Below are 26,031 nucleotides of genomic sequence, written 5' to 3' on the forward strand. Positions count from 1 at the left end.
GGTTTTTTGTTAGGTTAGCACCATTGTACGGTAAACCGTGGCTGTGTTTTGCGGAATTTTTTTCTGCCGGCCCTTGGAATTTTTTTCGGTTCGCCCCATATAGCGAGCACACAAAATTTAACTGTCACGTTAAAACCCAAACGCTTTAGGAGATAGAGCATGAATATTCGTCCATTACATGATCGTGTCATCATCAAACGTACCGACGCTGAGAGCAAGTCTGCCGGTGGCATCGTTCTGACTGGTGCTTCCGCAGAAAAATCAACGCGCGGTGTCGTAGTAGCAGTGGGCAATGGTCGTATTTTAGATAACGGCGATGTGAAACCACTGGACGTTAAGGTTGGCGACAAGGTTCTGTTCGGTGCCTATGTAGAGCGCACTGAGAAAATTGATGGTCAGGAATATGTGATCACCAAAGAAGACAATATCTTAGGTGTAATTCTGGATTAATTCCCCTTTCCCTTTTCTGATTAACAATTAACGACTTTTAAGGATACGAAAATGGCTGCAAAAGACGTACGTTTTGGCGATGAAGCCCGTAACAAGATGCTGAAAGGCGTAAACATTCTGGCGAACGCTGTGCGCGTTACTTTAGGTCCAAAAGGCCGTAACGTGATTCTGGACAAATCGTTCGGTGCTCCTCTGATCACCAAAGACGGTGTGTCAGTTGCCAAAGAAATCGAGCTGGAAGATAAGTTCGAGAATATGGGCGCCCAGATGGTAAAAGAAGTGGCGTCTAAAGCCAATGACGAAGCCGGTGATGGTACCACTACTGCTACTGTGCTGGCCCAAAACATTATTAACGAAGGTGTGAAAGCCGTTGCTGCCGGTATGAATCCGATGGATTTAAAACGTGGTATCGACAAAGCTGTCATCGCTGCCGTAGCCGAATTAAAAGCCCTGTCACAGCCATGTGCTGACAGCAAAGCTATTGCGCAGGTAGGTACTATCTCTGCTAACTCTGATGATGAAATTGGCCAGATCATTGCCAATGCCATGGACAAAGTGGGTAAAGAAGGTGTGATCACCGTTGAAGAAGGCCAGGGCCTGAACAACGAGCTGGACGTGGTTGAAGGTATGCAGTTCGACCGTGGTTACCTGTCTCCGTACTTTATTAACAACCAGGAAGCAGGCCAGGTTGAACTGGATAACCCCTTTATCCTGACTGTGGATAAGAAAATTTCTAATATCCGCGAATTACTGCCGGTACTGGAAGGCGTAGCCAAATCAGGTAAGCCACTGCTGATTATTGCTGAAGACGTCGAAGGCGAAGCCTTAGCGACTTTAGTCGTCAACAATATGCGCGGTATCGTGAAAATCTCTGCCGTGAAAGCACCAGGCTTCGGTGACCGTCGTAAAGCGATGCTGCAGGATATCGCTACTCTGACTGGCGGTACTGTGATTTCAGAAGAAATCGGTATGGAACTGGAAAAAGCCACGCTGGAAGACTTAGGTACCGCGAAGCGCGTTGTTATCACTAAAGATAACACCACCATTATCGATGGTGCCGGTGAGCAAGCGGCGATTGACGCTCGCGTGAAGCAAATCCGTCAGCAAATCGAAGAAGCGACTTCTGACTACGATAAAGAGAAGCTGCAAGAGCGTCTGGCCAAGCTGGCTGGCGGTGTTGCCGTAATCAAAGTTGGTGCCGCCACTGAAATCGAAATGAAAGAGAAGAAACACCGCGTAGAAGACGCCTTACACGCTACCCGTGCTGCGGTAGAAGAAGGCGTGGTGCCTGGCGGTGGTGTAGCGCTGGTGCGCGTAGCGGCCAAACTTGCTGGCTTAACCGGTGCGAACGAAGATCAAACGCACGGTATTAAGATCGCACTGCGCGCAATGGAAGCGCCACTGCGTCAGATCGTATCTAACGCCGGTGAAGAGCCATCAGTTGTGGTTAACAAGGTTAAAGAAGGTAGCGGTAACTACGGTTATAACGCTGCGACCGACGTGTACGGCGATATGCTGGAAATGGGTATCCTGGACCCAACTAAAGTCACACGTTCTGCACTGCAGTTCGCTGCCTCTGTTGGCTCGCTGATGATCACCACCGAAGCGATGGTAACTGAGCTGCCAAAAGAAGAAAAACCAATGCCAGATATGGGTGGCATGGGTGGTATGGGCGGCATGATGTAACCCGCTGATTTTAAATAAATAAGCCCTGACGGAAACGTCGGGGCTTTTTTTTAGCTATTCAGCTTGCATAAACTTTGCGCAATCTATACTTTTAGCGCAATCTTAGGAAAGGTTTCTACCGGGAGAAAGACAATGCGTAATCATTTAATCGCCTTAAGCCTTATTACGGTGTTGGGCATCGGCCAGGCCGCTGCTGCCGAGGTGCAGGTCAGCTTCCAGGAACCGGAAAAATTTACGGATATCCGGCCGACCAATGACACCCGTAGCCGTTATCAACAGCGGGTACAGACCGCATTTGAAAAAATGTTTAACGACATGGCGGCGCAGATGCCAGAGGGTTATCAGTGGCAAGTGACCATTACCGATATCGATCTGGCGGGTGATGTCGACTACTTTGCCGGCACTGGCGGTCAGGCACTGCGGATTATTAAAGATGTACATTCACCGGCAGTGCGTTTTAGTCATGTGTTGCGTGACCAGCGGGGTGAGGAAGTGCTGAGTGGTGAGGAGCGCTTGCGCGATATGGGCTTTTTACAGCGCATCAGCCGGCCGAGCGCCAGACCCGAGTTTGAATACGAAAGAGTGATGCTAAACGACTGGTTTACTAAGAATGTGCAGCCAGCCGTCACCCAGCATGCTGCCGTTACGCCGAAAACTGCGCACTAATACTGCAGTTTTCCCGCAGTAATCCATCCAGCCGGCAAACTTGCCGGCTGTGTCGCTTACGCCTTTACGGCTGCACGGAACTCAGTCAGGGTTTTATGTAACAGCTGTAGCTGTTGCACGACCCGCTGTAGTGTGCTGGTATTAAATTGCTGGCTATGGCGGATCGCCGCTACCTGTTCCGCGGTTTCAGCCAGGTACGGCATAAAGCGGTTGCTCTCGACTTTGAAACCGGCATCTTTACTAAAGACTGTCTGATATTTGGCCTGGCCCTGTTGTTGTAGCTGCTCCAGCAAAGCATCTGCATCCAACGCCTTGCGGTAAAGTTCTTTCAGGTTTTCATCCAACTGTTGTAGCAAGTTTTCCATTGATCATGTCACTTCGTGTTTCAGTAGCCGTATTATGCCATAGTCTGGCTATTGCTGGTGTGGCCGGTGTACTTTTTTGACGGCGGCTTTGCAATCTGCGGTTTGCAATTACAGTGCTTTGTTATATTATATCGTCTCGAGACAACACTCGGAACGAAGATAGGGGTTCGGTTGTGCTGGCAAAGGCAAGGCTATTATTTGATAAGTTCGGTATTATGGTCACATCACTCTGTGCCATTCACTGTATTTTATTGCCGGTGATCCTGCCTGTATTACCGTTACTGGGCTTAACCGCCGCCCATAACCATGCCTTTGAAGGCTTTGTGCTGTTATTTACCATGGTGCTGGGTTTTATTACGCTGTTTATCGGCTTTCATCGTTATCATCGCAAACTCTACCCGTTTTATTCGCTGTTCTTAGGTGGTTTTATTTACTGGCAGCGTGATGCCTGGGGCCACGATTACGAGCATGTCATTCTGGTGATTGGCGCCTCGCTCGTCGTGTTTGCCCATATTATGAATATGCGGCTTTGCAATCAGTGTAATAGCTGTGAAACCGATGATAAAAAACCTGCATAATGCAGGTTTTTTTACGTCAGGTGGTTGTGGTTTTATGTCAGAAGCTTGCGGCTGCGCGCCGGATAATTAGTAAAAACCCCATCGACACCCAGCGCCTTTAGCCGCGCTAAATCATCTGCCTCATCTACCGTATAAACATAAAGCTGTAGTTGCCGGGCTTTGGCATCGGCAACCAGTGCCTCGTCGATAAAACCGGCATCACAGTGCACTGAGTACGCTTGCAATTGCGCAGCGAAGGCGCAATTGTCGGTGGGCAGTGAAGCCGTTAGAGCACCGGTTTTTAGCTCAGGCCGCGCCGCTTTTACGGCTGCTAGCAGTTTATGATTAAAGGAGGAAATCAGCAGGCTGTTAAGATCATAGTTCAGCTCGCGCTCAGCGCGCTGCAGCAGCTTTAGCAAGGGATCGAGCGTATCCGCGCCCTTTAATTCGATATTTAGCCAACAGCGGCCCTGTACCAGCTGCAGCACCTGCCACAAAAGTGGGATCGGCTCGCCGGCACCGGCGTCGATGGTGGCCAGTTGTGCCAAGCTATGCTGGTAAATACTGCCGCTGCCATTGGTGGTGCGCTGTAAATGCGGATCGTGGATCACAATCAGTTCGCCCTCTACCGCAAACACATCCAGTTCGATAGCATCTGCGCCCTGGGCTAAGGCCTGGCGAAACGCCAGCAGGGTATTTTCCGGATACTCACCACTGGCGCCGCGATGCGCAATAATTTGCATCTTAGTCCGCCGTCTTGGTTGGCTTAATATTGGCAAAGGCGGTGCCCATACGGGTCACTGTGCCCGGCTGTTGGTCAGCTAAAAAGTCGATGCTGCCATGCGGGAACGCCAGGATCACGGTAGAGCCCAGTTTAAAACGACCCATCTCGGCACCTTTTTCCAGCCTGATGCTGTTTAAGCCCTCAGCCGGATACTGCCAGCGAAATATCTCTTTACCGGTCGGTGGTGTGACGGTGCCTGCCCAAACTGTTTCGATACTGGCCACGATAGTGGCGCCAACCAATACCAATGCCATAGGGCCGAATTCAGTATCAAAAATGGTTACTACTCGTTCATTACGGGCAAACAGATCCGGGACATTTTCAGCGGTCAGCGGGTTTACTGAGAATAGCTCACCTGGTACATAGATCATCTCGCGCAGGGTGCCGCTAACCGGCATATGGATACGGTGGTAATCTTTGGGCGCCAGGTAAATCGTAGCGAATTTACCGCCAGCAAAAGGCTCCGCCGTTTCGGCTTTACCGCCGAGCAGACTTTGCAGGCTGTAATCGTGGTTTTTTGCCTGCACCAGCTGGCCAGCGACGATATCGCCGAGCTGGCTGATGGCACCGTCTACCGGGTGCGCGACGATGGCAGGATCGGCGACCAGCGGCCGGATTCCGTCTTTCAGCGGCCGGGTAAAGAACTCATTAAAGCTGGCATAGTCACTGGCTTTTTCATGCCTGGCTTCCTGCATATTGATCTTATAGGCTTTGATAAACAGGCTAATCAGGGCATGACTGATAAAACCCAGTTTCGCTGCGGCCAGATAACCCACCAAACGTGATAACAGGTGCTTGGGTAACAGGTATTGCAGAGTGATTTTAAATTTATCCATAAGATGTCAGCTACTCGTATTAAAAGACTAAAAGTTAAAAATAATGCGGTTTATCCTGCGCCATACTGTGCAGGATTTTCTGGTAACTCTCGTAGCGTAGCGGGCTGATTTCGCCCTCTGCCACCGCATGCTGTATGGCACAGCCCGGATCGGTCAGATGCTTACAGTCGCGAAACTTACAACGGCCCAGCCAGGGGCGGAACTCGATAAAGCCGTTGGTCACTTCCTCCGGCGATAAATGCCAGAGTGCAAACTCGCGAATACCCGGTGAATCAATCAGCTTGCCACCTTCCGGCAGGTGATACAGCCGGGATACCGTCGTGGTATGCTGGCCCAGACCTGATACTTCCGATACTTCCTGCGTCGCGGCCGCCAGACCCGGCATCAGCGTATTCATCAGCGATGACTTGCCGACGCCCGACTGGCCAACAAAGATGCTGGTACCGCTATGCAGATACTGTAGCAGCTCGGCCATACCCTGACCGGTTTTGGCACTGACCAGCAGACAGGCGTAGCCCATCTGCCGGTACAGTTGCAGGTGCTGGTCAAGCGCCTGTTGTTCGGTTTCGGGTAATAAGTCGACTTTATTAATCACCAGTAGTGGTTTAATGCCGGTGATTTCTGAGGCCACCAGATAACGGTCGATAATATTTAACGACAGTGCCGGCAGGATAGCGGAGACAATAATCATTAAATCGATATTGGCGGCGACCGGTTTTAAACCATCATAGAAATCCGGGCGTAGCAGTACCGAGTGCCGTTCTGCCACCGCTTCAATCACGCCATCAATGCTGCCGGTCGGTTGTTTGCTGCGGCGCCAGCTGACCTCGTCGCCGGTGACCACCGAACTGATAGTGCGGCGCATATTACAGCGCACTACTGCACCGCTGGCATCTTCGACATCGGCATGCTGACCAAAGCGGCTAAGCACTAGACCCTGTTCCGGCGGATGCAATAGGGCGTCGTCCCAGTCACTGGTACTGGCTTTGCTGCTGCGTTTTAGCCGCCGCTGCTCATTGTCGGCAATACGTTGATGCTGGCGTTGATTCAGGTGTTTTTTCTTGGTCACGGTTTACCGTTTTGCTGGCTTTAGCTATCACAGTTGGTTTCTGGGGTGTATCATACCTGTAAAGCGCCCGCGGACAAAGCCATCTGGCTTCGATATAGCTGAGGAAACTATGGCAGTAAATGATACTAATCTGATTTGGCTGGATCTGGAAATGACCGGCCTGGAACCGAAAACCGACGTCATTCTGGAAATGGCGACCATCGTTACCGACAGTCAGTTAAATATTCTGGCCGAGGGCCCGGTATTTGCGATTAAGACGGCGGACGAGATTCTGGATAATATGGACCCCTGGTGTGTAGAGCAGCATGGCAAGAGCGGTTTGACTGCCCGTTGTCGTGCCAGCACGGTGACGCTGGCAGAGGCCGAGCAGCAAACCATCGCTTTTTTAAGCCAGTATGTCAGCAAGGGCAAATCCCCGATGTGTGGTAACAGCATTGGTCAGGACCGGCGTTTTCTGGCGGAGTATGCGCCAGAGCTGGAAGCTTTCTTCCATTACCGTAATTTAGATGTCAGCACGGTAAAAGAACTGGCGCGGCGCTGGCATCCTGAGGTGCTGCAGAAGGTGCAAAAGAGCAGCAGTCATCTGGCGCTGGATGATATCCGCGAGTCGATTGCTGAATTAGTCACCTATCGCCAATATTTTTTTCGTTTACCCTGAAAAAAACCTTGCATCGGGCGACTGATTTTGTAAAATGCGCGCCATCAAACGCAAGATTAACCTTGTTAATCACTGCGACCCGATGCGAGTTTAGCTCAGCTGGTAGAGCGCGACCTTGCCAAGGTCGAGGTCACGAGTTCGAACCTCGTAACTCGCTCCAAATTCAACACAAAGCAGCCTAACGGCTGCTTTGTCGTTTCTGACGCCTGAGCCGAGTTGCGCTGCTAGCGCCGATGTTGGCCTGATAAAGATTTTCTGTTAAATTTTCTGCGCGTTAGCAGCGCAAGATCTATACTGCAAGAGTGCCGATAAGCTGTGGTCGGAGGTTGAGTATGGTCAAATCCCCCTGTATCCGAAATTGTTGTTTAGATCAACAGGACTGTTGCCTTGGCTGCGGCCGGCTACTCAGCGAAATTACCGAGTGGCATCAGGCATCGAGTCGTCGACAACAACAGATCTGCGATCTGGCCGCCGCCCGGCTGGTGCAGCGGGATGAGCAACTTAGCCAGCATCTCTGGGCAAGCCCTTCTGAATAATTCGCACCAGTCTTTCGGTACTGCGTGGTAACAGATTCTGCGCCAGATAGCTTTTGTGTTTTTGTTGCTGCAAGGCCCACTCAATATGTTCGGCAACCAGCGGCGTCGCTGTTGGCAGTGCCTGTTTAAGCGTGGCGACAATTTCTGGCTGATAGGGTGCATTACCCAGCGCCACTGCCAGATTGCGCTGCCAGCGTTCAAAACCAATACGCCGGATGGCACTGCCTTCGGTCAGGCGCAGGAAGGTCGTTTCATCCCACTGAAATAATGCCAGCAGTGATTGATCCTGCCACTGTGGCCGGCGTTGAAAATCCGGCTCTTCAGTTAGCGGCGCCTGCCGGTTAACCGGGCATACCAGCTGGCAATCATCACAACCATAGATACGATTGCCCAGTAAGGGTCTGAATTCCGTTGGAATGGCGTCTTTAAGTTCAATTGTCAGATAGGAGATACAGCGGCGGGCATCAACGACATAGGGTGCGACGATAGCGCCGGTTGGGCAGCTGGTAATACAGGCGACACAGCTGCCACAATCGCCCGGGTGTGGTTGGTCGGCCGGAAGTTCCAGATTAACCAGCAATTCGCCGAGGAAAAACCAGGAACCGGCTTCTTCAGCCAGCAACAAGCTGTGTTTCCCTATCCAACCCAGACCGGCTTGCTGCGCTAAAGGCCGTTCTAAAATCGGCGCCGAATCGACAAAGGGCCGGCAGTCCAGATCCGAGATCAGGGTGGCAATTTTTTGTCCCAGTTGTTTTAAGCGGTTACGCATTAACTTGTGATAATCGCGACCCAGCGCATAGCGGCTGATATAGGCCTGACTGGGATCGGCCAGGTTCGTCGCAAAGGCGGCGGCTTTGGGCAAATAGTCCAGCCGTACACTAATCACACTTAAGGTCCCCGGATGCAGTTCGGTGGGTCTGGCGCGCAACATGCCATGCTCTGCCATATACTGCATTTCGCCATGGTAACCGGCGTCCAGCCACTGCTGCAAACGCGCCTCCTGCTCGGCGCCCAGCTGCGGCCGGCTAATGCCACAGGACTGAAAGCCCAGTTCTTTGGCCCAGGTTTTAATTTGCTGACTAATCTGTTCTGCTTGCATGCTATCCGTTCAGCAGCGCCATAAGATGCGGCTGAAAGTGACTGAGGTTGAGATACGCTAACTGTAACATAAGACGGAACTTTTTACCCAAAGTCAGCGTAATTGAGGAACTTGCGCCACAAAGCAACGTCGAAGCGGGAGAATTAAGCGGTTTTTCTGGCTCAGGGCGCGCCACCTTTGTTACCATAGCAAACGAATTGTCTGGGTACTGTGGTCAGGAGTATTAGCGTGTCGTCTTATGTGGTGCAACTTCCGTCGGAACAGGCTACGCTGGCGTTTGCGGCTAAATTAGCGGCACAGCTACAGGGCGGTATGGTCGTGTTTTTACAAGGCTCGCTCGGAGCCGGAAAAACCACCTTCTGCCGTGGCCTGATCCAGGCGTTGGGGCACCAGGGCACAGTCAAAAGCCCAACCTATACCCTGGTCGAGCCCTATCAGCTGGGACAATTGCAGCTTTATCATTTTGATTTATATCGGCTGCATGATGCGGAAGAACTGGAATTTATGGGCATCCGCGATTACTTTAATCAACAGAGCCTGTGTTTAATTGAGTGGCCGGAGCGCGGTGAGGGGTTTTTGCCGCTACCGGATTTGCGGATTCAGCTGACTCAACAGGGAGAGTTGCGCATCTTGCAGTTAACGGCGGCGAGTCAGCCTGGCAGTAAAATAATAACGATATTGACGGATAATGAGAAAAACTAACGCGCTGTCACTGCTATGCCTGTGGTTACTGTGTCTGCTGGCTTTACCGGCGGCACAGGCCAGTAGCCAGGTGCAGAATGTTCGGATCTCGCCGACGGTAGACAATACCCGGGTGGTGTTTGATCTGGCTTCGGCCCCGGACTTTAAATATTTTACGCTGGATAATCCCGACCGGCTGGTCATCGATTTGAGTAATGTCCGCGGCAATACTAACCTACCGGCCAGTCAGGGCCAGGCCGATCTTATCCGTGGCATTCGCAGTAGCGGTGGTCAGGGCAAGATGCGGATAGTGCTGGATCTGACGCAGGGCGTAAAACCGAATGTGTTTGCGTTGGCGCCAGCCGCGCCGCATGGCCATCGTCTGGTGGTCGATTTACCGGGTCGCACTGGCAGTGCCGCAGTAGCGGCTAACCCTACTACCACAACGCCACCGGCCAGCACTACGGCTACGTCCTCTGCGGGAAACCGAACACCACAGCCTGTGCCGCCAGCCAGTATCAGAGCGGCGCGCGATATTGTGATTGCGGTCGATGCCGGTCATGGTGGCACCGATCCCGGCTCTATTGGCCCAGCCGGCACCTTTGAGAAAAATCTGACCTTACCCATTGCCCGCCAACTGGTGGAGCGGATTAACCGCGAACCCGGCATGAAAGCTGCCCTGGTCCGTACCGGCGATTACTTTGTGCCGGTGAATAGCCGTACCGACATTGCCCGGCGCCTGCAGGCTGACTTATTGATTTCTGTGCATGCCGACGCCTTTACTTCACCGCATCCGCGCGGCGCTTCAGTCTGGGTGCTGTCATTGCGTCGTGCCACCTCAGAAGTGGGCCGGATGTTGGAGCAAACAGAGCGCCACAGCGAATTACTCGGTGGCGTGGCAGAGGTGATCAAAGACTCTGCAAATGAGCGTTATCTGGCACAGACGGTACTGGACTTATCTATGAACCATTCGATGGTCAGTGCGCATCAGGTGGCGAACCAGATCCTGTCCGAGATGGGCAAGGTCACGACCTTGCATAAAAGGGAGCCGCAGTCCGCCAGTTTGGGCGTACTGCGGGCACCGGATATTCCATCGATCCTGGTGGAAGTTGGCTTTATTTCAAACCCGCAGGAAGAACGCTTGCTGCGTAATCCCAACCATCAGCAAAAACTGGTGCAATCCATTTTTAATGGCGTAAGGCGGCACTTTGAGCTTTCGCCACCGGCTGATTCGCTGTTTGCGCAGCGTCGTGCCCGTGAACACAGGGTCCAGGCCGGTGAGTCCTTATCGTTGTTGGCTCAGCGCTACAACGTATCGATTGATGAGTTAAGACGGCATAACGAATTACGTTCAGACAGCCTGCGTATTGGTCAGGTGCTGCGGATCCCTTAAGATGCCTATTCAATTATTGCCGCCGCAGCTGGCTAACCAGATTGCCGCCGGTGAGGTGGTAGAACGGCCGGCCTCGGTTGTCAAAGAGTTGGTTGAAAATAGCCTGGACGCCGGTGCAACCCAGCTGGAAATCGAAATCGATAAAGGCGGTAGCAAACGCATCTTGATCCGCGATAACGGCAGCGGCATCGCCGAGCAGGAACTGGTGTTGGCGTTAAGCCGGCATGCAACCAGTAAAATCAGTAGCCTAAGTGATCTGGAGCAGATTTTCACTTTGGGTTTTCGCGGTGAGGCACTGGCCAGTATCAGCTCGGTTTCCCGTTTGACCCTGACGTCAAAACCCGCTGCGCAGGCCACCGCCTGGCAGGCGCGGGCCGAAGGGCGGGAGATGGCTGTGCAGGTGTCGCCGGCGGCGCATCCAGAGGGTACCAGTATTGAAGTGCTGGATCTGTTTTTTAATACGCCGGCCCGACGCCGTTTTTTACGTAGCGACAAAACTGAATTTAGTCATATCGATGAGCTGATCAAACGCCTGGCACTGAGCAGGTTTGATGTTAGCTGGTCACTTAGCCATAACGGCCAGCAAGTCAGGCGCTTGCCTGCTGCCAGCACGGCCATAGCCAGGCAGAAACGACTGGCCGCACTCTGTGGCCGCCAGTTTGCCGAGCAGGCGCTGTGGATTGAAAACCAATACGATCAGATCCGGTTAAGCGGCTGGATCCTGCCGGCCGCAGCCTGTCAGGGGCAGCCGGCCTGTCAGTACAGTTATGTGAATGGCCGGATGATGCGGGATAAGTTACTGAACCATGCCATCCGGCAGGCCTATGGCGAGCAACTCAGCGCTGAACAGCAACCGGCCTTTGTGCTCTATCTGGAGCTGGATCCGGGCGAAGTCGATGTCAATGTGCATCCGGCGAAACACGAGGTGCGCTTTCATCAGGCGCGGTTGGTGCATGACTTTGTCGTCAGTGCGCTGTCTGATGCTCTGCAACAGCTGGCTGCTGTGACTTTGCCTGCTACCGCAGAGCGTCAAGCTACGCCGGCTGCCGCCTTAACTGAGGTAAATATCAGTCGCTCTGATGCTGCTATCCCTGCTGTCAGGCAGCATAGTATGCCGGGCAGCTCAGGCAATAACGCTTATCCGGAGGCGCGTCGCAGCCCGGCCTGGCCGGTAGCAGAACCGGCCGCCATTCAGACGCAACTGCAGTACCTGGCGATGCCGTTGCCCGAAGCATCAACTAAGGTCGAACAACCCGCTTATCTGCTACTACAAAACCGCTATTTGCTGCGCGTACACCAGCAACAGTTGTGTGTGCAGGATCTGGCTGAGCTGGCTGCCAGCTACTGGCCGCAGCAAACAGAAAGTGCACCCTTATTGTTACCACTTCGGCTGGCGCTGGCGCCGGCTGAGTTACAGCTGCTATTAGCCCAGGCGGACAATTTTACTCAGTTGGGGTTTGATTTGCTGGTACGGGATCAGCAGCTGATTATCCGCGCTGTACCGAAGTGGTTGCGGCATACACCGCTCAGTGACTGGTTTGCACAACTGCTGCAACAAGGGGTGGCAGAGCACGGCTTAGCCAGACAGGTGTTAGAAATACTACTAACAGCCAATGTGCTGCAGGCAGAATTTTTGTTAAACTTATTTTCACAGATTTTGACGACACCACCGGTTAATGCGTGCCAGGTGTCGGCGCAGCAATTATTAGCGCTGAGCGCGGGACGGGCAGATGAACACTGAGTTACCGCTGATCTGTATTATGGGACCCACCGCCTCAGGTAAAACTGCCCTGGCGATCGCCCTGAAACAGCAGTTGCAGCGGGCAGAGCTGATTAGCGTTGACAGTGCGCTGGTTTACCGTGGTATGGACATCGGAACGGCGAAACCGGATGCAACAGAATTGGCGGCGGCACCACATTTTTTATTGGATATCCGCGATCCGGCACAAAGCTATTCTGCGGCAGATTTCCGGCAGGATGCACTGGAGCTGATCGCTGCTATCCGGCAAAGGGGGAATACCCCTATTCTGGTCGGCGGCACCATGCTGTACTTTAAGGCCCTGCTACAAGGTATTTCCAGTTTACCGGCTGCGGATCCTGCGGTTCGGGCGGAACTGGAAGCAGAAGCTGCGGTCAAAGGTTGGCAGGCCATGCATCAGCAATTGGCGCAGATTGATCCGGTGGCGGCGGCACGGATCCACCCGAATGACCCACAACGGATCAACAGGGCGCTGGAAGTATACCGTCTGACCGGACAATCCCTGACGGCGTTAACGGCGCAGCAGGCAGAGCCACTGCCGTATCAGGTGCGGCAGTTTGCCATAGCTCCGACTGATCGGGCTGAGTTGCACCGGCGTATTGAACAACGCTTTTTGCAGATGTTAGCTCAGGGGTTTGAGCAGGAAGTACGGCAGTTATATCAGCGAGGTGATCTGCATCCGGATTTGCCCTCGATCCGCTGTGTCGGCTACCGTCAGATGTGGGACTATCTGGCTGGCGGCGTGGATTACGACACCATGGTCAGTCAGGGTATCGCCGCCACGCGGCAGCTGGCGAAACGGCAGCTGACCTGGCTGCGTAGCTGGCCGAATTTACACTGGTTAAAAACCGAAGCGCCACTGGCGGAAAACTTGCAAGCTGTCATTTCTTCGCTAAGCTAAAAATGGTGGCAAAAATTTCACGTTTAACAACTTGAAATAAAAAAAATAATACCTATATCAGGCATACTAAATAAAAAAGGAAAGCGTGACATGGCAAAAGGCCAATCATTACAAGACCCATTTTTGAACACCTTAAGACGGGAGCGCATTCCTGTTTCAATTTACTTGGTGAATGGGATTAAATTGCAGGGTCAGGTTGAATCTTTCGACCAATTCGTCATTCTGCTGAAAAATACCGTCAGTCAGATGGTATACAAGCACGCCATTTCTACTGTTGTACCTGCCCGGGCGGTTAATACCATGACCAGCCAGAGCGGTGCTGCCGATGAAAGCGAGGATCTCGAATAATTAGCGGGGTAACAGCGCTTGTTTGAACTGGCTGAGCCGGCTGAGCAAGCCGTACTGGTACACGTTAATTTCCCGCAGGAACAGTCTACCGAAGATCTGCAGGAGCTACGCATGTTAGTGGCTTCTGCGGGTGTTGCTGTGCTGGGCGAATTAAGCTGTTGTCGTCAGGCGCCGGACACGAAATTATTTATCGGTACCGGCAAGGCAGCTGAACTGGCGGCACTGGTCGTTGATACCGCTGCTTCAGTCGTGATCTTCAATAACGAGCTGAGCCCCAGTCAAACCCGCAACTTAGAGCGGCTGTGTCAGGTGCGGGTAATAGATCGTACCAGCTTGATCCTGGATATTTTTGCTCAGCGCGCCCGCACCTATGAAGGGAAATTGCAGGTCGAGCTGGCACAGCTGCAACATCTGGCTTCGCGACTGATCCGTGGCTTTGACAACGAGCGGCAGAAAGGCGGTATTGGTTTACGTGGTCCGGGTGAAACCCGGCTGGAAACCGACCGGCGCTTGCTGCGGGAAAGGGTTAAGGCGTTAAAGGCCCGGCTGGAAAAGCTTGGCCGCCAGCGCGAGCAAGGCCGCCGCGCCAGACAACGCTCCGAACAACCGGTCATTTCTATCGTCGGTTATACCAATGCCGGCAAATCCAGTTTATTTAACCGTCTGACCCGGGCTGAGGTCTATGCCGCAGATCAGCTGTTTGCGACCCTTGATCCCACGTTGCGCCAAATCAACTTGCCGCAGTTTGGCGAAGCCATACTCGCGGATACTGTCGGCTTTATCCGGCATTTACCGCATGATCTGGTGGCGGCCTTTAAATCGACGTTACAGGAAACCCGCGATGCTGATCTCCAGCTGCATGTGATTGATGCCGCTGACTCTCGGCGTGACGAGAATATGCGGCAGGTGCAGCTGGTGTTAACTGAAATTGACGCTGCCGAGGTGCCGCAGTTATTAGTGTTTAACAAAATTGACCAGTTGGCACAGCAACCCCGTATAGAGTACAACGAACAGGGGCTGCCGGCGGCTGTTTGGTTGTCTGCGTTAACTGGCGCCGGCCTGGATTTATTGCAACAGGCGTTAATTGGACGCTTATCGCAGCAGTATCTGCATCTGCAGTTGTGTTTACCGCCGCATTATGGCCAACTGCGGGCGCAGCTGTTTGCACTGCAGGCAGTACAACACGAACAGTATTTAGAAGACGGCAGTTATCAGCTACAGCTGAAACTGGCGGCAGCACAATGGGCCAGATTGCTAAAGCAGTACGGGCAGCCGCTGGAAAACTATATCGTCAGGCCGCCAGTTTTTTGATACATTAACCTTTGACAGTAACTTTATAAGTGGAGTTAAGCATGGCTTGGAATGAGCCGGGCAATAACGGCAAGAATAACGATCCCTGGAAGCAAGGGGGTCGGGATCAAGGCCCGCCCGATTTAGATGAAGTATTCCGCAATTTCGGTAAGAAATTTGGTGGTATCTTTGGTGGCAAAGGCGACAATTCTGGTGGCGGCGCGTCAGCACTCTTTACCGTAGTGCTGGTGGTGGCGTTATTAATCTGGGGTTTAAGCGGTTTTTATACCATTAAAGATGCGGAACGCGGCGTGATCCTGCGCTTCGGACAATACCATACTGAAGTTGGTGCAGGGATCCACTGGAAGCCAACCTTTATCGACACTGTTACACCGGTCAATACCCAGGAAGTTCGCTCACTGCGGACCGATGGCTTTATGTTGACGCAGGATCAGAACCTGGTCCGGGTGACTTTCGAAATTCAGTACCGGATTTTCAATGCCCGCCAATATCTGTTCTCGGTGGTCGATGCTGACCGTAGCTTGCGTGAAGCGACAGATGCCGCATTGCGCTTTGTTATCGGTCATTCGATTATGGATGATGTGTTAACCCGCGGTCGTGAAGTGGTACGGCAAAATACCCGTCAGGAACTGGAAAGCATTATTCAGCCTTACAATATGGGCCTGGTGCTGGTTGACGTTAACTTCCGTGACGCCCGTCCGCCGGAAGAAGTCCGTGACGCCTTTGACGATGCAATCAAAGCCCAGGAAGATCAGGAGCGCTTTGTCCAGGAAGCGACCGCCTATGCCCGTGAAGTGGAACCGCGTGCCCGTGGTCAGGTTAACCGCGTGATGCAGGAAGCTGAAGCCTACAAGCAACAAATCGTACTGAAAGCACAGGGTGAAGTTGCCCGCTTCGAACAATTATTACCGCAATATCTGGCCGCACCTCAGGTTACCCGTGACCGGATGTATCTGGAGACGATGGAATATGTCTACAGCAATACTTCGAAAATTCTGGTTGATGTGAAAAATAGCAACAACCTGATGTACTTACCTTTAGAACAGCTGATGAAAGGTAGCGCAGCTGGCCAGAGCACCCAGGGGGTAACCCCGGTCAGACCGAATCTGGACAGTGGCAATACGCCAATGCAACCGGCACCGGTGCGTAGCTCAACACCCCGTACCGGCAGTGGGAGGTAATAGCAGATGAAAAACTTTATTATTGCAATTTTGGTGGTTGTGGCATTAGTCGTGGTATCTGCCATCTTTGTGGTGCCGGAAGGCCAGCGCGCCATTGTTACTCAGTTTGGTAAAATTCAGCGTGATGCAGAAAACCGGGTGTTAGTGTATGAACCAGGTTTACATTTTAAGTTACCGCTGATCCAGGAAGTCCGTAAGCTGGACGCCCGGGTACAAACTCTGGATGACCAGGCTGACCGCTTTGTGACCGCAGAGAAAAAGGACCTGTTAGTTGACAGCTATGTCAAATGGCGGATCAAAGACTTTGGTGCCTTCTTTCTGTCAACCGGCGGCATTAAGTCGCAAGCCGAAGTGCTGTTAAAACAGTATATTAATAACGGCTTACGGACTGAGTTTGGTACCCGGACAATTGAGGAAATCGTTTCTGGTGAGCGGACGCAGCTAATGCAGAGCGCTTTGTCTCAGGCCGCCCTGGCAGCTAACGAACTGGGAATCGAAGTGATTGACGTTCGGGTAAAGCAAATTAACCTGCCAACCGAAATCAGTGATTCGATCTTTGCCCGGATGCGAGCCGAACGAAAAGCGGTAGCTGATGAGCACCGTGCCCGTGGTCGGGAACAGGCAGAGATTATTCGTGCTGATGTTGATGCCCGGGTAACGGTCATGCTGGCTGATGCTGAGCGAAATTCGCGTACAGTTCGAGGTGAAGGTGATGCTACAGCCGCACAAATTTATGCTGAAATGTACAGCAAGAACGCCGAGTTTTACGCTTTTGTGCGCAGCTTAGAGGCTTATCGCAACAGCTTTAATTCGAAGAACGATGTGCTGATTGTGCAGCCGGATAATGACTTCTTCAAATTTATGCGTTCGGAAAAAGGTCGCAATTAACTCAGTTTAGCTTGCATTGAAAAAGGCCCGTCAGGGCCTTTTTCTTCCGTATAAAATCGCTGGCGGGGAGGCGCTATGTACCAGCAGTTTTATCAGAAATTCTTAACCGCTAATGCCGGTAAGCAGCACTTTGCCTGTCACTCGCATCATTATTGGCCGGACGTTACCCGCGAGGCTCAGCTGGCATACTGGGATGACAGTGCCCGGCTGGTCGATGATAAGTGGCAATATATTTTCGGCCAGAAAGTGCCGCAAACTCAGCAGCTGATTGCGGATATCCTGAATCTGCCCTTGCCGGAGCAGTTGGTATTCGCCCCCAATACCCATGAACTGGTGATGCGGCTGCTAAGCTGTTTTGACTGGCAGCAACCATTAAAAGTCTTGACGACGGACAGCGAGTTTTACAGTTTTCAACGGCAGATCAAACGTCTGGCAGAGTTAGCCAACGTTGAAGTGGTACAGATCCCAACTGAACCTTTTGCCAGCTTTACCGAACGTTTTACCGCCGCTGCCGCCCAGGCTGAGTACCAGCTGATTTTCTGCAGCCAGGTATTTTTTAACTCTGGTTATGCCATCGCCGATCTGCCAGCCTTCGTCAAAGGTTTGGCTGCGGTCAGTCAGGCGATGCTGGTGATCGACGGTTATCATGGTTTTATGGCCCTGCCTACCGATTTGTCTGAGATTGCGGAGCGGATTTTCTATCTGGCAGGCAGTTATAAGTATGCGCAGGGCGGCGAAGGCTGCTGCTTTATGGCGGTGCCGGCCGGCAGTGAGCAGCGTCCGCTTTACACCGGCTGGTTTGCCGAGTTTGGCACTTTGGCCGCACAAAAATCGGCCCTGGTGTTATACAGTGAGGATGGTTACCGTTTTGCCGGTGCAACTTTGGATTTTAGTGCGCTATACCGCTTGGAAGCGGCCTTGTTGTTGTTTAAGCAGCAGGGTATTACGGTCGGGCGTATCCATCAGTATGTGCAGCAGTTGCAGCAGCACTTCCTGACCTTGCTGGACGAACTGGCGCATCCGCAGCTTAATCAACAGCAGTTATTACTGCATGATGCCAGCTGTCATGGCCACTTTTTTACCTTCAGGCTGGGCAGTGCCAGTCAGGTTGCCGAGCTGGCTGCCTATCTGAAACAGCATGGTATTGAGACCGATTATCGCGGCGATCGGCTACGCTTTGGTTTTGCCCTTTATCAGAACGCTGACCAGTTTGATTTGTCGTGTCTTAAATCCTTATAAATCAATGAACTGACCAGGCCGTGAAAATTCACGGCCTTTTTTTCGTCTGGACGGCTGAAACTTGGCCGGGCTTTTGTTAAAATCCACGCCTAATTTTTTCCGTGATGTGGGAACCATGGCTAAGAACGTCGTTGTGCTCGGCACCCAATGGGGTGACGAAGGTAAAGGTAAGATTGTTGACTTATTAACCGATAAAGCCAGCTATGTGGTGCGCTATCAGGGCGGCCATAATGCCGGGCATACGTTGGTAATCAATGGTGAGAAAACGGTATTGCACCTGATCCCGTCAGGCATTTTACGTGACAATGTAAAATGTGTGATTGGTAACGGCGTAGTACTGTCACCAGAAGCCTTCCTGAAAGAAATGACCATGCTGGAACAGCGTGGCGTACCGGTGAAAGAGCGGTTACTGGTGAGCGAAGCCTGTCCGTTAATTCTGCCTTTCCATGTTGCACTGGATGTTGCCCGTGAAAAAGCCCGTGGCGATAAGCCAATCGGCACCACGGGTCGCGGTATCGGCCCGGCTTATGAAGATAAGGTTGCGCGTCGTGGTTTACGCGTTGGCGATCTGTTTAATCCGGAGCTGTTTGCTGAAAAGCTGAAAACCGTAATGGACTTACACAACTTTACGCTGACTCAGTACTACAAAGTTGATGCCATTGATTATCAGAGCACGCTGGATAATGCGCTGGCGATGGCCGATTTACTGAAATCTCTGGTGGTTGACGTCACTGAGCTGTTGGATCAGGCTCGCAAAAACGGCCAGCGTATTATGTTTGAAGGTGCTCAGGGCACCTTGCTGGATATCGACCACGGTACTTACCCCTATGTGACCTCTTCAAACACTACTGCAGGTGGCGTGGCAACTGGCTGTGGTTTTGGCCCGCGTTATCTGGATTATGTACTGGGTATCGTTAAAGCCTACACCACCCGTGTTGGTTCAGGTCCGTTCCCAACCGAGCTGGATTGTGCTGTCGGTGAACACCTGGGTGTGAAGGGCCATGAATTTGGCGCCACCACTGGCCGTAAACGCCGCTGTGGTTGGTTTGACGCTGTGGCGGTACGCCGTGCGGTGCAGCTGAACAGTATCTCTGGTTTCTGTTTAACTAAGCTGGATGTACTGGATGGTCTGGAAACAGTAAAAATCTGTACCGGTTACCGTCAACCTGATGGCTCAGTATTGCAAACTCCGCCGCTGGCAGCAGAAGGCTTTGAACTGGTGCAGCCGGTATATGAAGAAATGCCAGGCTGGAGTGAAACCACTTTCGGCATCCAGCAGCTGGAGCAGCTGCCACAGGCTGCGCGCAACTATATTAAGCGGTTGGAAGAAGTGACCGGCGTACCTATTGATATCGTTTCTACCGGACCAGATCGGGTACAAACCATAGTGCTGACCCATCCGTTTGCGGACTAAGCTTGTTGCAACATCAAAAAACGCTGCCACTGAGCAGCGTTTTTTATTTATAGTGGCTATTGGAACGGATTGACCAGGCATTTTTTGCTTTATGGCGTAAAATTTGCTTAGCTTTTGTATCTGCCTTTAACGATGGTTGTTTGACGCTATGCTAAAATCGGCTCTCTTTATCTCTGTCAGCGTTGTTGCCATGGCTGCAGTGCTACCTCTGCACAGCCAGGAATTGCAGCCAGTCGAGCTGTACACTCAAGACGAGCTGATTAAACTGATCCGTGAGAACAGCCATTTACAGCGGGTCAAAGCCGACGATTGCCAATTAGTGCAGGATATTGAGGCCCGGGCTGAAATTATGAAGCTGCCGTCCTATCAGTTTTTGTTTGGCGATATGCTGGCCTATGGTGTCTGTGTACCGCGCGATGTCGAGCGTGGCTGGGACTTTATGTTGCAGGCGGCATCACAGGGGTTACCTGAGGGCTTAGAGCAAATCGGTCGTTACTATCATCTTGGTCGTTTGGTGCAAAAAGATATGGCTAAAGCCATTGTCTATCTGCGTGAGGCCGCGGCGCTGGGTAATTTAAAGGCACGGATCCGGCTGGCGGAAATTCTGGTCGCCGGGCAGGGCAGTCCGGCTGATTTTGAACAAACTTATCGTTGGTTGCATCATAGCATTACCGCTGATCAGGCAACTCATGCTAAAATTAACCGCCTAAAAAAACAGCTGGCAGACAAGATGCCAGCACGGGTAGTGGCGAATGCCGAACGCCCTGTAAAATGAAATTCATCTCATTTTCTCTGCGGGGTGTTACACTGAATAGTACCAAAAGGAAACAAAAGTTTAATTAATGACGGTAAATGATCCGCATCTTGCGCGTGAGCAAGAAAAATACGACAACCCTATCCCCAGCCGCGAGTTTATTCTCGAGCACATCGAAAAACGGCAACAGCCGGCCTACTTTGAAGAACTAGTAAGCGAACTTGGTCTGAATGACGATGAAGCCATTTTTGCGCTGAAAAAGCGCTTGCGTGCTATGGAGCGCGATGGTCAGCTGCTGTTTACCAAAAGTAAGCGCTATGGGTTAGTAGACCATATGGATTTAGTCAAAGGCACGGTGATCGGTCATCGTGAAGGCTTTGGCTTTTTAAAATTAGAACAAGGCGGGCCAGACTGGTATCTGCCCTTTCATGAAATGCAGCGTTTGCTGCCAGGCGATAAGGTACTGGCGACCGCCGCCAGCGTAAAAAGTAAAGATAAGATCGAAGCGCGGGTGGTGCGGGTATTGGAGCCGCGCAGCGAAGCCATTGTCGGCCGCTATTATAAAGACCATGCGCTGTGCGTTGTGGTGCCCGATGATGCGCGGATCTGCCAGGATATTATTGTGCCTGAGGGCGAGCAGGGTGCTGCCCGCCACGGTCAGGTGGTATTAGTAGAAATTACCCAACGGCCATCGAAGCGGGTTAACGCCATGGGGCGGGTCGTCGAAGTACTGGGCGAGCATATGGCGCCCGGGATGGAAATCGAAGTGGCGATCCGAAATCATCAGATCCCGCACGTCTTTTCCGATGCGGTGATTCAGCAGGTCGCGAAATTTGGCGAAGAGGTACCTGCTGCGGCTAAGCAGGGGCGGGTTGATTTAACGCAGCTGCCGCTGGTGACCATCGACGGTGAGGATGCCCGTGATTTTGACGATGCGGTCTATGCTGAAGCGAAGGAAAACGGTGGCTGGAAGCTGTGGGTGGCGATAGCCGACGTCAGTGCTTATGTGCAATTTGGCACGCCCTTGGATCACAGTGCGCTGGAGCGCGGGAATTCGGTGTACTTTCCGGACCATGTGGTTCCTATGTTGCCCGAAGCCTTGTCGAATGGTCTGTGCTCATTAAATCCGCACGTTGACCGCTTATGCTTTGTCGCTGAAATGCATATCAGTGCGCACGGCAAGCTGGAGAGCTATCAGTTTTACGAAGCGGTGATGCATTCAGCGGCGCGCTTTACCTATAACAAGGTGCATGCCATTTTACAGGGTGATCCTAAGCTACGGCAGGAATATGCCGCCCAGCTAACCAACCTGGAAACCCTGTACAGCCTGTATAAAAAACTGGCGAAAGTACGGGCACAGCGCGGTGCCATTGAATTTGAAACCGTGGAAACCCGTTTTATCTTTAACAGCCACCGCAAGATTGAGCAGATTGTGCCGGTGCATCGCAACGAAGCGCATAAGATCATTGAAGAATGTATGATTATGGCCAACGTGGCGGCGGCACGCTTTATTGAGAAGCATGAAGCTCATGCCTTATTCCGCGTACACGAGCGGCCGGATGGCGATCGCTTTGCTAACTTTAAACGCTTTTTAGCTGAGCTGGGTATTGAAGCCAATCTGTCAGATGAACCGACACCGTTGGAGCTGACTGAGGTGCTGGCGCGTTTATCCGAACGACCTGACCGCGAACTGATTGAAACCACGATGTTGCGCTCGATGAAACAAGCGGTATATCAGGGTGATAATCAGGGACACTTTGGTTTGGCGCTGGAAGCCTATGCCCACTTTACCTCGCCAATTCGCCGCTATCCGGATCTGGTGCTGCACCGGGCCATTAAAGCTATTCTGGCGAAACAAGGTCAGCAGGTTACCGGTCCGAAAGCCTATATTGAAAAAGATATGGCGCCACTCGGTGAGCAGTGCTCGATGACAGAGCGGCGGGCCGATGATGCGACCCGTGAAGTCGCCGACTGGCTAAAATGTGAATATATGCAGGATCACCTGGGCTCAGAGTTTCCTGGGGTGGTGTCAACCGTCACCAATTTCGGGCTCTTTGTCAGACTGAGTGACTTGTATATTGAAGGTTTGGTACATGTCACCTCGCTGCAGAACGACTATTACCGCTTTGATACCGAACGGCAAATTCTGACCGGTGAGCACTCAGGTGTCAGTTACCGGATGGGCGATGCGGTGACCGTGAAAGTGGTGGCGGTAAATCTGGAGGCGCGGAAAATTGATTTGGTGCTGGTTGGCGAAATCCGCACCCAGGTTTCTGGTCGGCAGATTAAAGCCAGTAAAAATGCCGCTTTTGAAGAAAAACTGGCGCGACAAGCTGGCAAAACTGCGCCTGCTAAGGCTGGCAAAGTAACTAAAGCAGGCAAAACCACCAAAGCAGCCAAAGCCCCGGCAGGCAAAAAGCCTGCTGCGCCGAAAGCAAAGAAATCCAAGAGTCGCCGCTAGTACGGCGCTCTGTAATTCACTACAGGTAAGCTATGAGTAATGATCTGGTATTTGGCCTGCACGCGGTCGAAGCCTTATTAAAACGCGCGCCACAGGATGTGCTGGAAATTTTCGCGTTAAAAGACCGCGACGACAAACGGATGCAGCCACTGTTGCAACAAGCGCGGCAACACGGCATTTCGTTGCAATTTTGTAATCGTAAAACCCTGGATGAGATGGTCAGCGGCCAGCATCAGGGTATTGTTGCTAAGGCTCGGTTAAGTAGTAGTGGTAACGAAACCGATTTAGCCGCTATTGTGGAAGCGCACAGTAAGCCTTTGCTGTTAGTTCTGGATGGTGTAACGGATCCGCATAATCTGGGTGCCATTTTGCGTAGCGCGGATGCGGCGGGTGTGCATGCGGTGGTCGCACCGAAAGATCGTTCGGTAAAATTAACTTCAGTAGCACGCAAAGTGGCCTGCGGTGCCGCCGAGTCGGTACCCTTTATCACGGTAACGAATCTGGCGCGTACGTTGCGGCAATTACAGGAAGCCGGTATTTGGGTGGTAGGCACTGCCGGTGAAACTGAGACCTTGGTTTATCAAGCCGATTTAACAGGGCCTTTAGCTCTGGTATTAGGCGCCGAAGGTGAGGGCTTGCGGCGTCTGACCCGGGAAACCTGTGATGCACTGGTAAAGATACCGATGTTTGGCACTGTATCCAGTCTGAATGTCTCTGTTGCAGCCGGGATTTGTCTGTTTGAAGCAGTCCGGCAACGGCAGTCGCTCATCTGACACCCTAGTTTACCCGTACTATACTCAGGGGCACCAGAGAGTGCTTGACTTGCAGCTTGGCGTGGCTTGTGTTAATTTCACGTAAATTAATGGCTGCTCTATAGTTGTAGATGGAGGTTTAGCATGGGTAAACAACAGTTTTCGGGCCGTTCGGCGCTGTCATTACTGGCATTGTCATTGGTTACATTGTCGTTGACGGCTTGCGGTGGTTCGGGCGGTTCTGGTTCTGGCGGCGTTGGAGGTGGTAGTGGCGGTAGCGGTGGTGGCACCTTACCGGCTGCACCGGTATGGGTTGCTGGACAGTTTCCGGCGGAGAGCACCTTAAAAGATTTCTGCCAGACGCCACGTACCGGCACCGATCCGTTCAGTAACCGACCATTCCCGGATCGTGCCGGTACTGCGATGCATGAAAAGATGTGGCTGCGGTCCTGGACTAATAATACCTACCTCTGGTATCGCGAGGTCGCAGATCGTGACCCGGCACCGTTCTCGGTAGCGCAGTATTTTAACCTGCTAAAGACAGAGCAACTGACCGACTCCGGCACGCCAAAAGATAACTTTCATTTCACGGAAAATACTGCTGAATATCAACAGCAAACTCAGGCCGGTGTGTCGGCTGGTTATGGTATTCGCTGGTCCTTTGGCCGTAACTCACCACCTCGCTCTCTGACCATTGCCTATACTGAGCCCAATTCACCCGGCGCCAATGCGGGTCTGGCGCGTGGCGATCAGCTACTGAGCATCAACGGTGTCGACTTTATTAACGATAATACCCAGGCTGGTATTGATCTGCTGAATCGCGCGCTCTTTCCATCGGCAACCGGCCAGAGTTATAACTTTGTCTTTCAGTCTGCTACTGGCGTTCGTAAAGAAGTCAGCATGACCTCGGCGAACGTGTCCAGCAGTCCGGTGCAGAATGTCCGGGTATTGGATACCGCAGCCGGTAAAGTCGGTTATATGCAGTTTAACAGCCATATTGCGCTGGCCCAGCAGCAGCTGATTAATGCGGTCAATCAGTTTGCTTCGGCGAACGTGAATGAACTGGTGATTGATTTGCGTTATAACGGCGGCGGCTTGCTGGCCCTTGCCTCGCAGCTTGGCTATATGGTCAGCGGTCCGAATATTATTCAGCGCCGTTTCTTTGAGCGCACGATCTTTAACGATAAGCACCCAACCATCAATCCGGTTACCGGTGGCACTCTGTCACCTATACCGTTTTATAGCCGGGTGATTGACTATGAAGCCGGTGTTCTGACTAATACCACTCTACCATCATTGAATTTAAGCCGGGTTTTTATCCTCAGTACCGGCAATACCTGCTCCGCCAGTGAAGCCTTTGTTAATGCACTCAGAGGTATTGATGTCGAGGTGATCCTGATTGGTGGCCGTACCTGTGGTAAACCCTATGGCTTTTATCCAACCGATAACTGTGGCACCACCTACTTTACTATTCAGTTTACCGGTATTAATGCCAAGGGCTTTGGTGAGTATGCCGATGGCTTTGTACCGCGCACCAATCCGGTGTTTCAGGCCGATGTAAAAGGTTGCCCATTAGCTGATGATTTCAGCCAACCCCTTGGCGACCCGGCGGAGCGGTTGTTAGGTGCTGCCCTGTACTATGCCCAGAACAACAGTTGTCCGACGGTGAGTGCAGGTGCATCGGGGGCGGGTGCCGCGGCCTGGCTGCAACCAGAAGCCAGGATCGACAGTGACGAGCCCGGACAAATGCGCTTATTAGACCCGCGCTATCAGGACATCCTGCTCAACAATAAGCTGGTGACTGAGTTGCTACCGGCTGAGGGGGCGCAGTGAGAGCCATTGCCCTGCTGTTAAGCTGCTGTGCTGTTATGCTGGCAGCCTGTCAGCATAGCCGGGCGGCTGAGCCTGCGGTGCTGAGCAGCGTAGAACCCGGCGTCCGGCAACAGCTGAATGATTTTATCGTCAGTATTGTTGGAGGCACCAGTGTTACGCTGGCTGATGATGTGTTGATGCACAGCACTGAACTTTTTATCGAACAGCGGATGCCAGTAGATAGTCAGGGCCGGCCGCTGGATGGGCGGCATAGTTTGCCATCCTACCGTTTTGTACTGGTTAAAGTCGGGGACAGTTGTATTTTACAGCATCCTGGCTCAGGCAAGAGTGTTCGCCTTAACGGCGCCCGTTGCCAGCTGGCGCCCCGCTAAAGTCATTAACGCGGCGAATTTGATGTTCAGGCCAGCTCG

General features: G+C 52.3%; 26 protein-coding genes and 1 tRNA gene. 22 read left to right on the plus strand and 5 right to left on the minus strand.

What is annotated here, in order from left to right; genetic code table 11:
- The first annotated feature begins 159 nt into the window (after positions 1–159).
- The 3 genes from AEST_RS03405 to AEST_RS03415 all read left to right on the plus strand — a co-directional run bounded on the left by AEST_RS03405 (position 160) and on the right by AEST_RS03415 (position 2,802).
- Positions 160–450 (plus strand): co-chaperone GroES, encoded by a 291-nt coding sequence (locus AEST_RS03405; RefSeq protein ID WP_008607071.1) that lies wholly within the window; start codon positions 160–162, stop codon positions 448–450.
- Positions 451–501: 51 nt separating this feature from the next.
- Entirely contained in the window at positions 502–2,136 is a 1,635-nt protein-coding gene (gene groL, locus AEST_RS03410) for a chaperonin GroEL (RefSeq protein WP_008607072.1), read from the plus strand.
- Positions 2,137–2,268: 132 nt separating this feature from the next.
- Positions 2,269–2,802 (plus strand): DUF3016 domain-containing protein, encoded by a 534-nt coding sequence (locus AEST_RS03415; protein ID WP_008607073.1) that lies wholly within the window; start codon positions 2,269–2,271, stop codon positions 2,800–2,802.
- 56 nt (positions 2,803–2,858) lie between these two features.
- Here AEST_RS03415 and AEST_RS03420 read toward each other — a convergent pair whose 3' ends face one another.
- Entirely contained in the window at positions 2,859–3,167 is a 309-nt protein-coding gene (locus AEST_RS03420) for a hypothetical protein (protein ID WP_008607074.1), read from the minus strand.
- 173 nt (positions 3,168–3,340) lie between these two features.
- Between AEST_RS03420 and AEST_RS03425 the strand changes: the two genes are divergently transcribed.
- Positions 3,341–3,745, plus strand: a complete 405-nt coding sequence (locus AEST_RS03425; RefSeq protein ID WP_008607075.1) for a MerC domain-containing protein — start codon at positions 3,341–3,343, stop codon at positions 3,743–3,745.
- Positions 3,746–3,777: 32 nt separating this feature from the next.
- Here AEST_RS03425 and AEST_RS03430 read toward each other — a convergent pair whose 3' ends face one another.
- From AEST_RS03430 to rsgA, 3 genes are read right to left on the minus strand one after another with little or no spacing between them, the layout of a single operon-like run.
- Entirely contained in the window at positions 3,778–4,467 is a 690-nt protein-coding gene (locus AEST_RS03430; protein WP_008607076.1) for a glycerophosphodiester phosphodiesterase, read from the minus strand.
- A gap of 1 nt (position 4,468) precedes the next feature.
- Positions 4,469–5,344, minus strand: coding sequence for an archaetidylserine decarboxylase (gene asd, locus AEST_RS03435; protein ID WP_008607078.1), 876 nt, complete (start codon positions 5,342–5,344; stop codon positions 4,469–4,471).
- A gap of 34 nt (positions 5,345–5,378) precedes the next feature.
- The gene (rsgA, locus tag AEST_RS03440) at positions 5,379–6,413 is read right to left on the minus strand and encodes a small ribosomal subunit biogenesis GTPase RsgA (RefSeq protein ID WP_008607079.1); all 1,035 of its coding nucleotides are present in this window, start codon (positions 6,411–6,413) and stop codon (positions 5,379–5,381) included.
- Positions 6,414–6,522: 109 nt separating this feature from the next.
- Between rsgA and orn the strand changes: the two genes are divergently transcribed.
- The 3 genes from orn to AEST_RS16960 all read left to right on the plus strand — a co-directional run bounded on the left by orn (position 6,523) and on the right by AEST_RS16960 (position 7,607).
- The gene (gene orn, locus AEST_RS03445; RefSeq protein ID WP_008607080.1) at positions 6,523–7,071 is read left to right on the plus strand and encodes an oligoribonuclease; all 549 of its coding nucleotides are present in this window, start codon (positions 6,523–6,525) and stop codon (positions 7,069–7,071) included.
- An 84-nt stretch (positions 7,072–7,155) separates the two neighbouring features.
- Positions 7,156–7,231 (plus strand) — tRNA-Gly (locus AEST_RS03450).
- 172 nt (positions 7,232–7,403) lie between these two features.
- On the plus strand, positions 7,404–7,607 hold the full coding sequence (locus AEST_RS16960; RefSeq protein ID WP_008607081.1) for a DUF1289 domain-containing protein: 204 nt from the start codon (positions 7,404–7,406) through the stop codon (positions 7,605–7,607).
- On the opposite strand, the gene queG is transcribed toward AEST_RS16960, so the two are convergent.
- On the minus strand, positions 7,573–8,706 hold the full coding sequence (gene queG / locus AEST_RS03455) for a tRNA epoxyqueuosine(34) reductase QueG (RefSeq protein ID WP_008607083.1): 1,134 nt from the start codon (positions 8,704–8,706) through the stop codon (positions 7,573–7,575). The genes AEST_RS16960 and queG overlap by 35 nt on opposite strands.
- A 228-nt stretch (positions 8,707–8,934) precedes the next feature.
- Between queG and tsaE the strand changes: the two genes are divergently transcribed.
- The 15 genes from tsaE (at position 8,935) to AEST_RS03530 (ending at position 25,992) form a co-directional block, all read left to right on the plus strand.
- On the plus strand, positions 8,935–9,408 hold the full coding sequence (gene tsaE, locus AEST_RS03460) for a tRNA (adenosine(37)-N6)-threonylcarbamoyltransferase complex ATPase subunit type 1 TsaE (protein WP_008607084.1): 474 nt from the start codon (positions 8,935–8,937) through the stop codon (positions 9,406–9,408).
- The gene (locus tag AEST_RS03465) at positions 9,395–10,780 is read left to right on the plus strand and encodes an N-acetylmuramoyl-L-alanine amidase (RefSeq protein WP_008607085.1); all 1,386 of its coding nucleotides are present in this window, start codon (positions 9,395–9,397) and stop codon (positions 10,778–10,780) included. The genes tsaE and AEST_RS03465 overlap by 14 nt, the downstream gene beginning before the upstream one ends.
- Before the next feature lies 1 nt (position 10,781).
- Positions 10,782–12,521 carry a DNA mismatch repair endonuclease MutL gene (gene mutL / locus AEST_RS03470; protein ID WP_008607087.1) on the plus strand — a complete coding sequence of 580 codons (1,740 nt, stop codon included), beginning with the start codon at positions 10,782–10,784 and terminating at the stop codon, positions 12,519–12,521.
- Positions 12,511–13,440: a tRNA (adenosine(37)-N6)-dimethylallyltransferase MiaA gene (gene miaA / locus AEST_RS03475; RefSeq protein WP_008607088.1), complete on the plus strand. Its 930-nt coding sequence runs from the start codon at positions 12,511–12,513 to the stop codon at positions 13,438–13,440. The genes mutL and miaA overlap by 11 nt, the downstream gene beginning before the upstream one ends.
- A gap of 90 nt (positions 13,441–13,530) precedes the next feature.
- Positions 13,531–13,788: an RNA chaperone Hfq gene (hfq, locus tag AEST_RS03480; protein ID WP_008607089.1), complete on the plus strand. Its 258-nt coding sequence runs from the start codon at positions 13,531–13,533 to the stop codon at positions 13,786–13,788.
- Between the two features lie 18 nt (positions 13,789–13,806).
- On the plus strand, positions 13,807–15,099 hold the full coding sequence (hflX, locus tag AEST_RS03485) for a ribosome rescue GTPase HflX (protein WP_008607091.1): 1,293 nt from the start codon (positions 13,807–13,809) through the stop codon (positions 15,097–15,099).
- Positions 15,100–15,140: 41 nt separating this feature from the next.
- On the plus strand, positions 15,141–16,280 hold the full coding sequence (gene hflK, locus AEST_RS03490) for an FtsH protease activity modulator HflK (RefSeq protein ID WP_008607093.1): 1,140 nt from the start codon (positions 15,141–15,143) through the stop codon (positions 16,278–16,280).
- Between the two features lie 6 nt (positions 16,281–16,286).
- A complete protein-coding gene (gene hflC / locus AEST_RS03495; protein ID WP_008607095.1) occupies positions 16,287–17,168 on the plus strand; it encodes a protease modulator HflC in 882 nt (293 codons plus the stop codon).
- 75 nt (positions 17,169–17,243) lie between these two features.
- Positions 17,244–18,407, plus strand: a complete 1,164-nt coding sequence (locus AEST_RS03500; RefSeq protein WP_008607097.1) for an aminotransferase class V-fold PLP-dependent enzyme — start codon at positions 17,244–17,246, stop codon at positions 18,405–18,407.
- Positions 18,408–18,522: 115 nt separating this feature from the next.
- Positions 18,523–19,821 carry an adenylosuccinate synthase gene (locus AEST_RS03505; RefSeq protein ID WP_008607099.1) on the plus strand — a complete coding sequence of 433 codons (1,299 nt, stop codon included), beginning with the start codon at positions 18,523–18,525 and terminating at the stop codon, positions 19,819–19,821.
- 148 nt (positions 19,822–19,969) lie between these two features.
- The gene (locus AEST_RS03510; RefSeq protein WP_008607103.1) at positions 19,970–20,596 is read left to right on the plus strand and encodes a tetratricopeptide repeat protein; all 627 of its coding nucleotides are present in this window, start codon (positions 19,970–19,972) and stop codon (positions 20,594–20,596) included.
- Between the two features lie 67 nt (positions 20,597–20,663).
- The gene (gene rnr / locus AEST_RS03515) at positions 20,664–23,036 is read left to right on the plus strand and encodes a ribonuclease R (RefSeq protein WP_008607104.1); all 2,373 of its coding nucleotides are present in this window, start codon (positions 20,664–20,666) and stop codon (positions 23,034–23,036) included.
- Between the two features lie 32 nt (positions 23,037–23,068).
- Positions 23,069–23,809 carry a 23S rRNA (guanosine(2251)-2'-O)-methyltransferase RlmB gene (gene rlmB, locus AEST_RS03520; protein ID WP_008607105.1) on the plus strand — a complete coding sequence of 247 codons (741 nt, stop codon included), beginning with the start codon at positions 23,069–23,071 and terminating at the stop codon, positions 23,807–23,809.
- 123 nt (positions 23,810–23,932) lie between these two features.
- Positions 23,933–25,621 carry a S41 family peptidase gene (locus AEST_RS03525; protein ID WP_008607106.1) on the plus strand — a complete coding sequence of 563 codons (1,689 nt, stop codon included), beginning with the start codon at positions 23,933–23,935 and terminating at the stop codon, positions 25,619–25,621.
- Positions 25,618–25,992 carry a hypothetical protein gene (locus AEST_RS03530; protein WP_008607107.1) on the plus strand — a complete coding sequence of 125 codons (375 nt, stop codon included), beginning with the start codon at positions 25,618–25,620 and terminating at the stop codon, positions 25,990–25,992. The genes AEST_RS03525 and AEST_RS03530 overlap by 4 nt, the downstream gene beginning before the upstream one ends.
- Positions 25,993–26,031 lie beyond the last annotated feature (39 nt).

It is taken from the genome of Alishewanella aestuarii B11 (genome assembly GCF_000280055.1).
Lineage (GTDB): Bacteria > Pseudomonadota > Gammaproteobacteria > Enterobacterales > Alteromonadaceae > Alishewanella > Alishewanella aestuarii.

Excerpts from the sequence above, each read along its gene's own strand:
- AEST_RS03405 (WP_008607071.1), top strand. The coding sequence starts at position 160 with ATGAATATTCGTCCATTACATGATCGTGTCATCATCAAACGTACCGAC.
- groL (WP_008607072.1), top strand. The coding sequence starts at position 502 with ATGGCTGCAAAAGACGTACGTTTTGGCGATGAAGCCCGTAACAAGATG.
- AEST_RS03415 (WP_008607073.1), top strand. The coding sequence starts at position 2,269 with ATGCGTAATCATTTAATCGCCTTAAGCCTTATTACGGTGTTGGGCATC.
- AEST_RS03420 (WP_008607074.1), bottom strand. The coding sequence starts at position 3,167 with ATGGAAAACTTGCTACAACAGTTGGATGAAAACCTGAAAGAACTTTAC.
- AEST_RS03430 (WP_008607076.1), bottom strand. The coding sequence starts at position 4,467 with ATGCAAATTATTGCGCATCGCGGCGCCAGTGGTGAGTATCCGGAAAAT.
- asd (WP_008607078.1), bottom strand. The coding sequence starts at position 5,344 with ATGGATAAATTTAAAATCACTCTGCAATACCTGTTACCCAAGCACCTG.
- orn (WP_008607080.1), top strand. The coding sequence starts at position 6,523 with ATGGCAGTAAATGATACTAATCTGATTTGGCTGGATCTGGAAATGACC.
- AEST_RS16960 (WP_008607081.1), top strand. The coding sequence starts at position 7,404 with ATGGTCAAATCCCCCTGTATCCGAAATTGTTGTTTAGATCAACAGGAC.
- queG (WP_008607083.1), bottom strand. The coding sequence starts at position 8,706 with ATGCAAGCAGAACAGATTAGTCAGCAAATTAAAACCTGGGCCAAAGAA.
- AEST_RS03465 (WP_008607085.1), top strand. The coding sequence starts at position 9,395 with ATGAGAAAAACTAACGCGCTGTCACTGCTATGCCTGTGGTTACTGTGT.
- mutL (WP_008607087.1), top strand. The coding sequence starts at position 10,782 with ATGCCTATTCAATTATTGCCGCCGCAGCTGGCTAACCAGATTGCCGCC.
- miaA (WP_008607088.1), top strand. The coding sequence starts at position 12,511 with ATGAACACTGAGTTACCGCTGATCTGTATTATGGGACCCACCGCCTCA.
- hfq (WP_008607089.1), top strand. The coding sequence starts at position 13,531 with ATGGCAAAAGGCCAATCATTACAAGACCCATTTTTGAACACCTTAAGA.
- hflK (WP_008607093.1), top strand. The coding sequence starts at position 15,141 with ATGGCTTGGAATGAGCCGGGCAATAACGGCAAGAATAACGATCCCTGG.
- hflC (WP_008607095.1), top strand. The coding sequence starts at position 16,287 with ATGAAAAACTTTATTATTGCAATTTTGGTGGTTGTGGCATTAGTCGTG.
- AEST_RS03500 (WP_008607097.1), top strand. The coding sequence starts at position 17,244 with ATGTACCAGCAGTTTTATCAGAAATTCTTAACCGCTAATGCCGGTAAG.
- AEST_RS03505 (WP_008607099.1), top strand. The coding sequence starts at position 18,523 with ATGGCTAAGAACGTCGTTGTGCTCGGCACCCAATGGGGTGACGAAGGT.
- AEST_RS03510 (WP_008607103.1), top strand. The coding sequence starts at position 19,970 with ATGCTAAAATCGGCTCTCTTTATCTCTGTCAGCGTTGTTGCCATGGCT.
- rnr (WP_008607104.1), top strand. The coding sequence starts at position 20,664 with ATGACGGTAAATGATCCGCATCTTGCGCGTGAGCAAGAAAAATACGAC.
- rlmB (WP_008607105.1), top strand. The coding sequence starts at position 23,069 with ATGAGTAATGATCTGGTATTTGGCCTGCACGCGGTCGAAGCCTTATTA.
- AEST_RS03525 (WP_008607106.1), top strand. The coding sequence starts at position 23,933 with ATGGGTAAACAACAGTTTTCGGGCCGTTCGGCGCTGTCATTACTGGCA.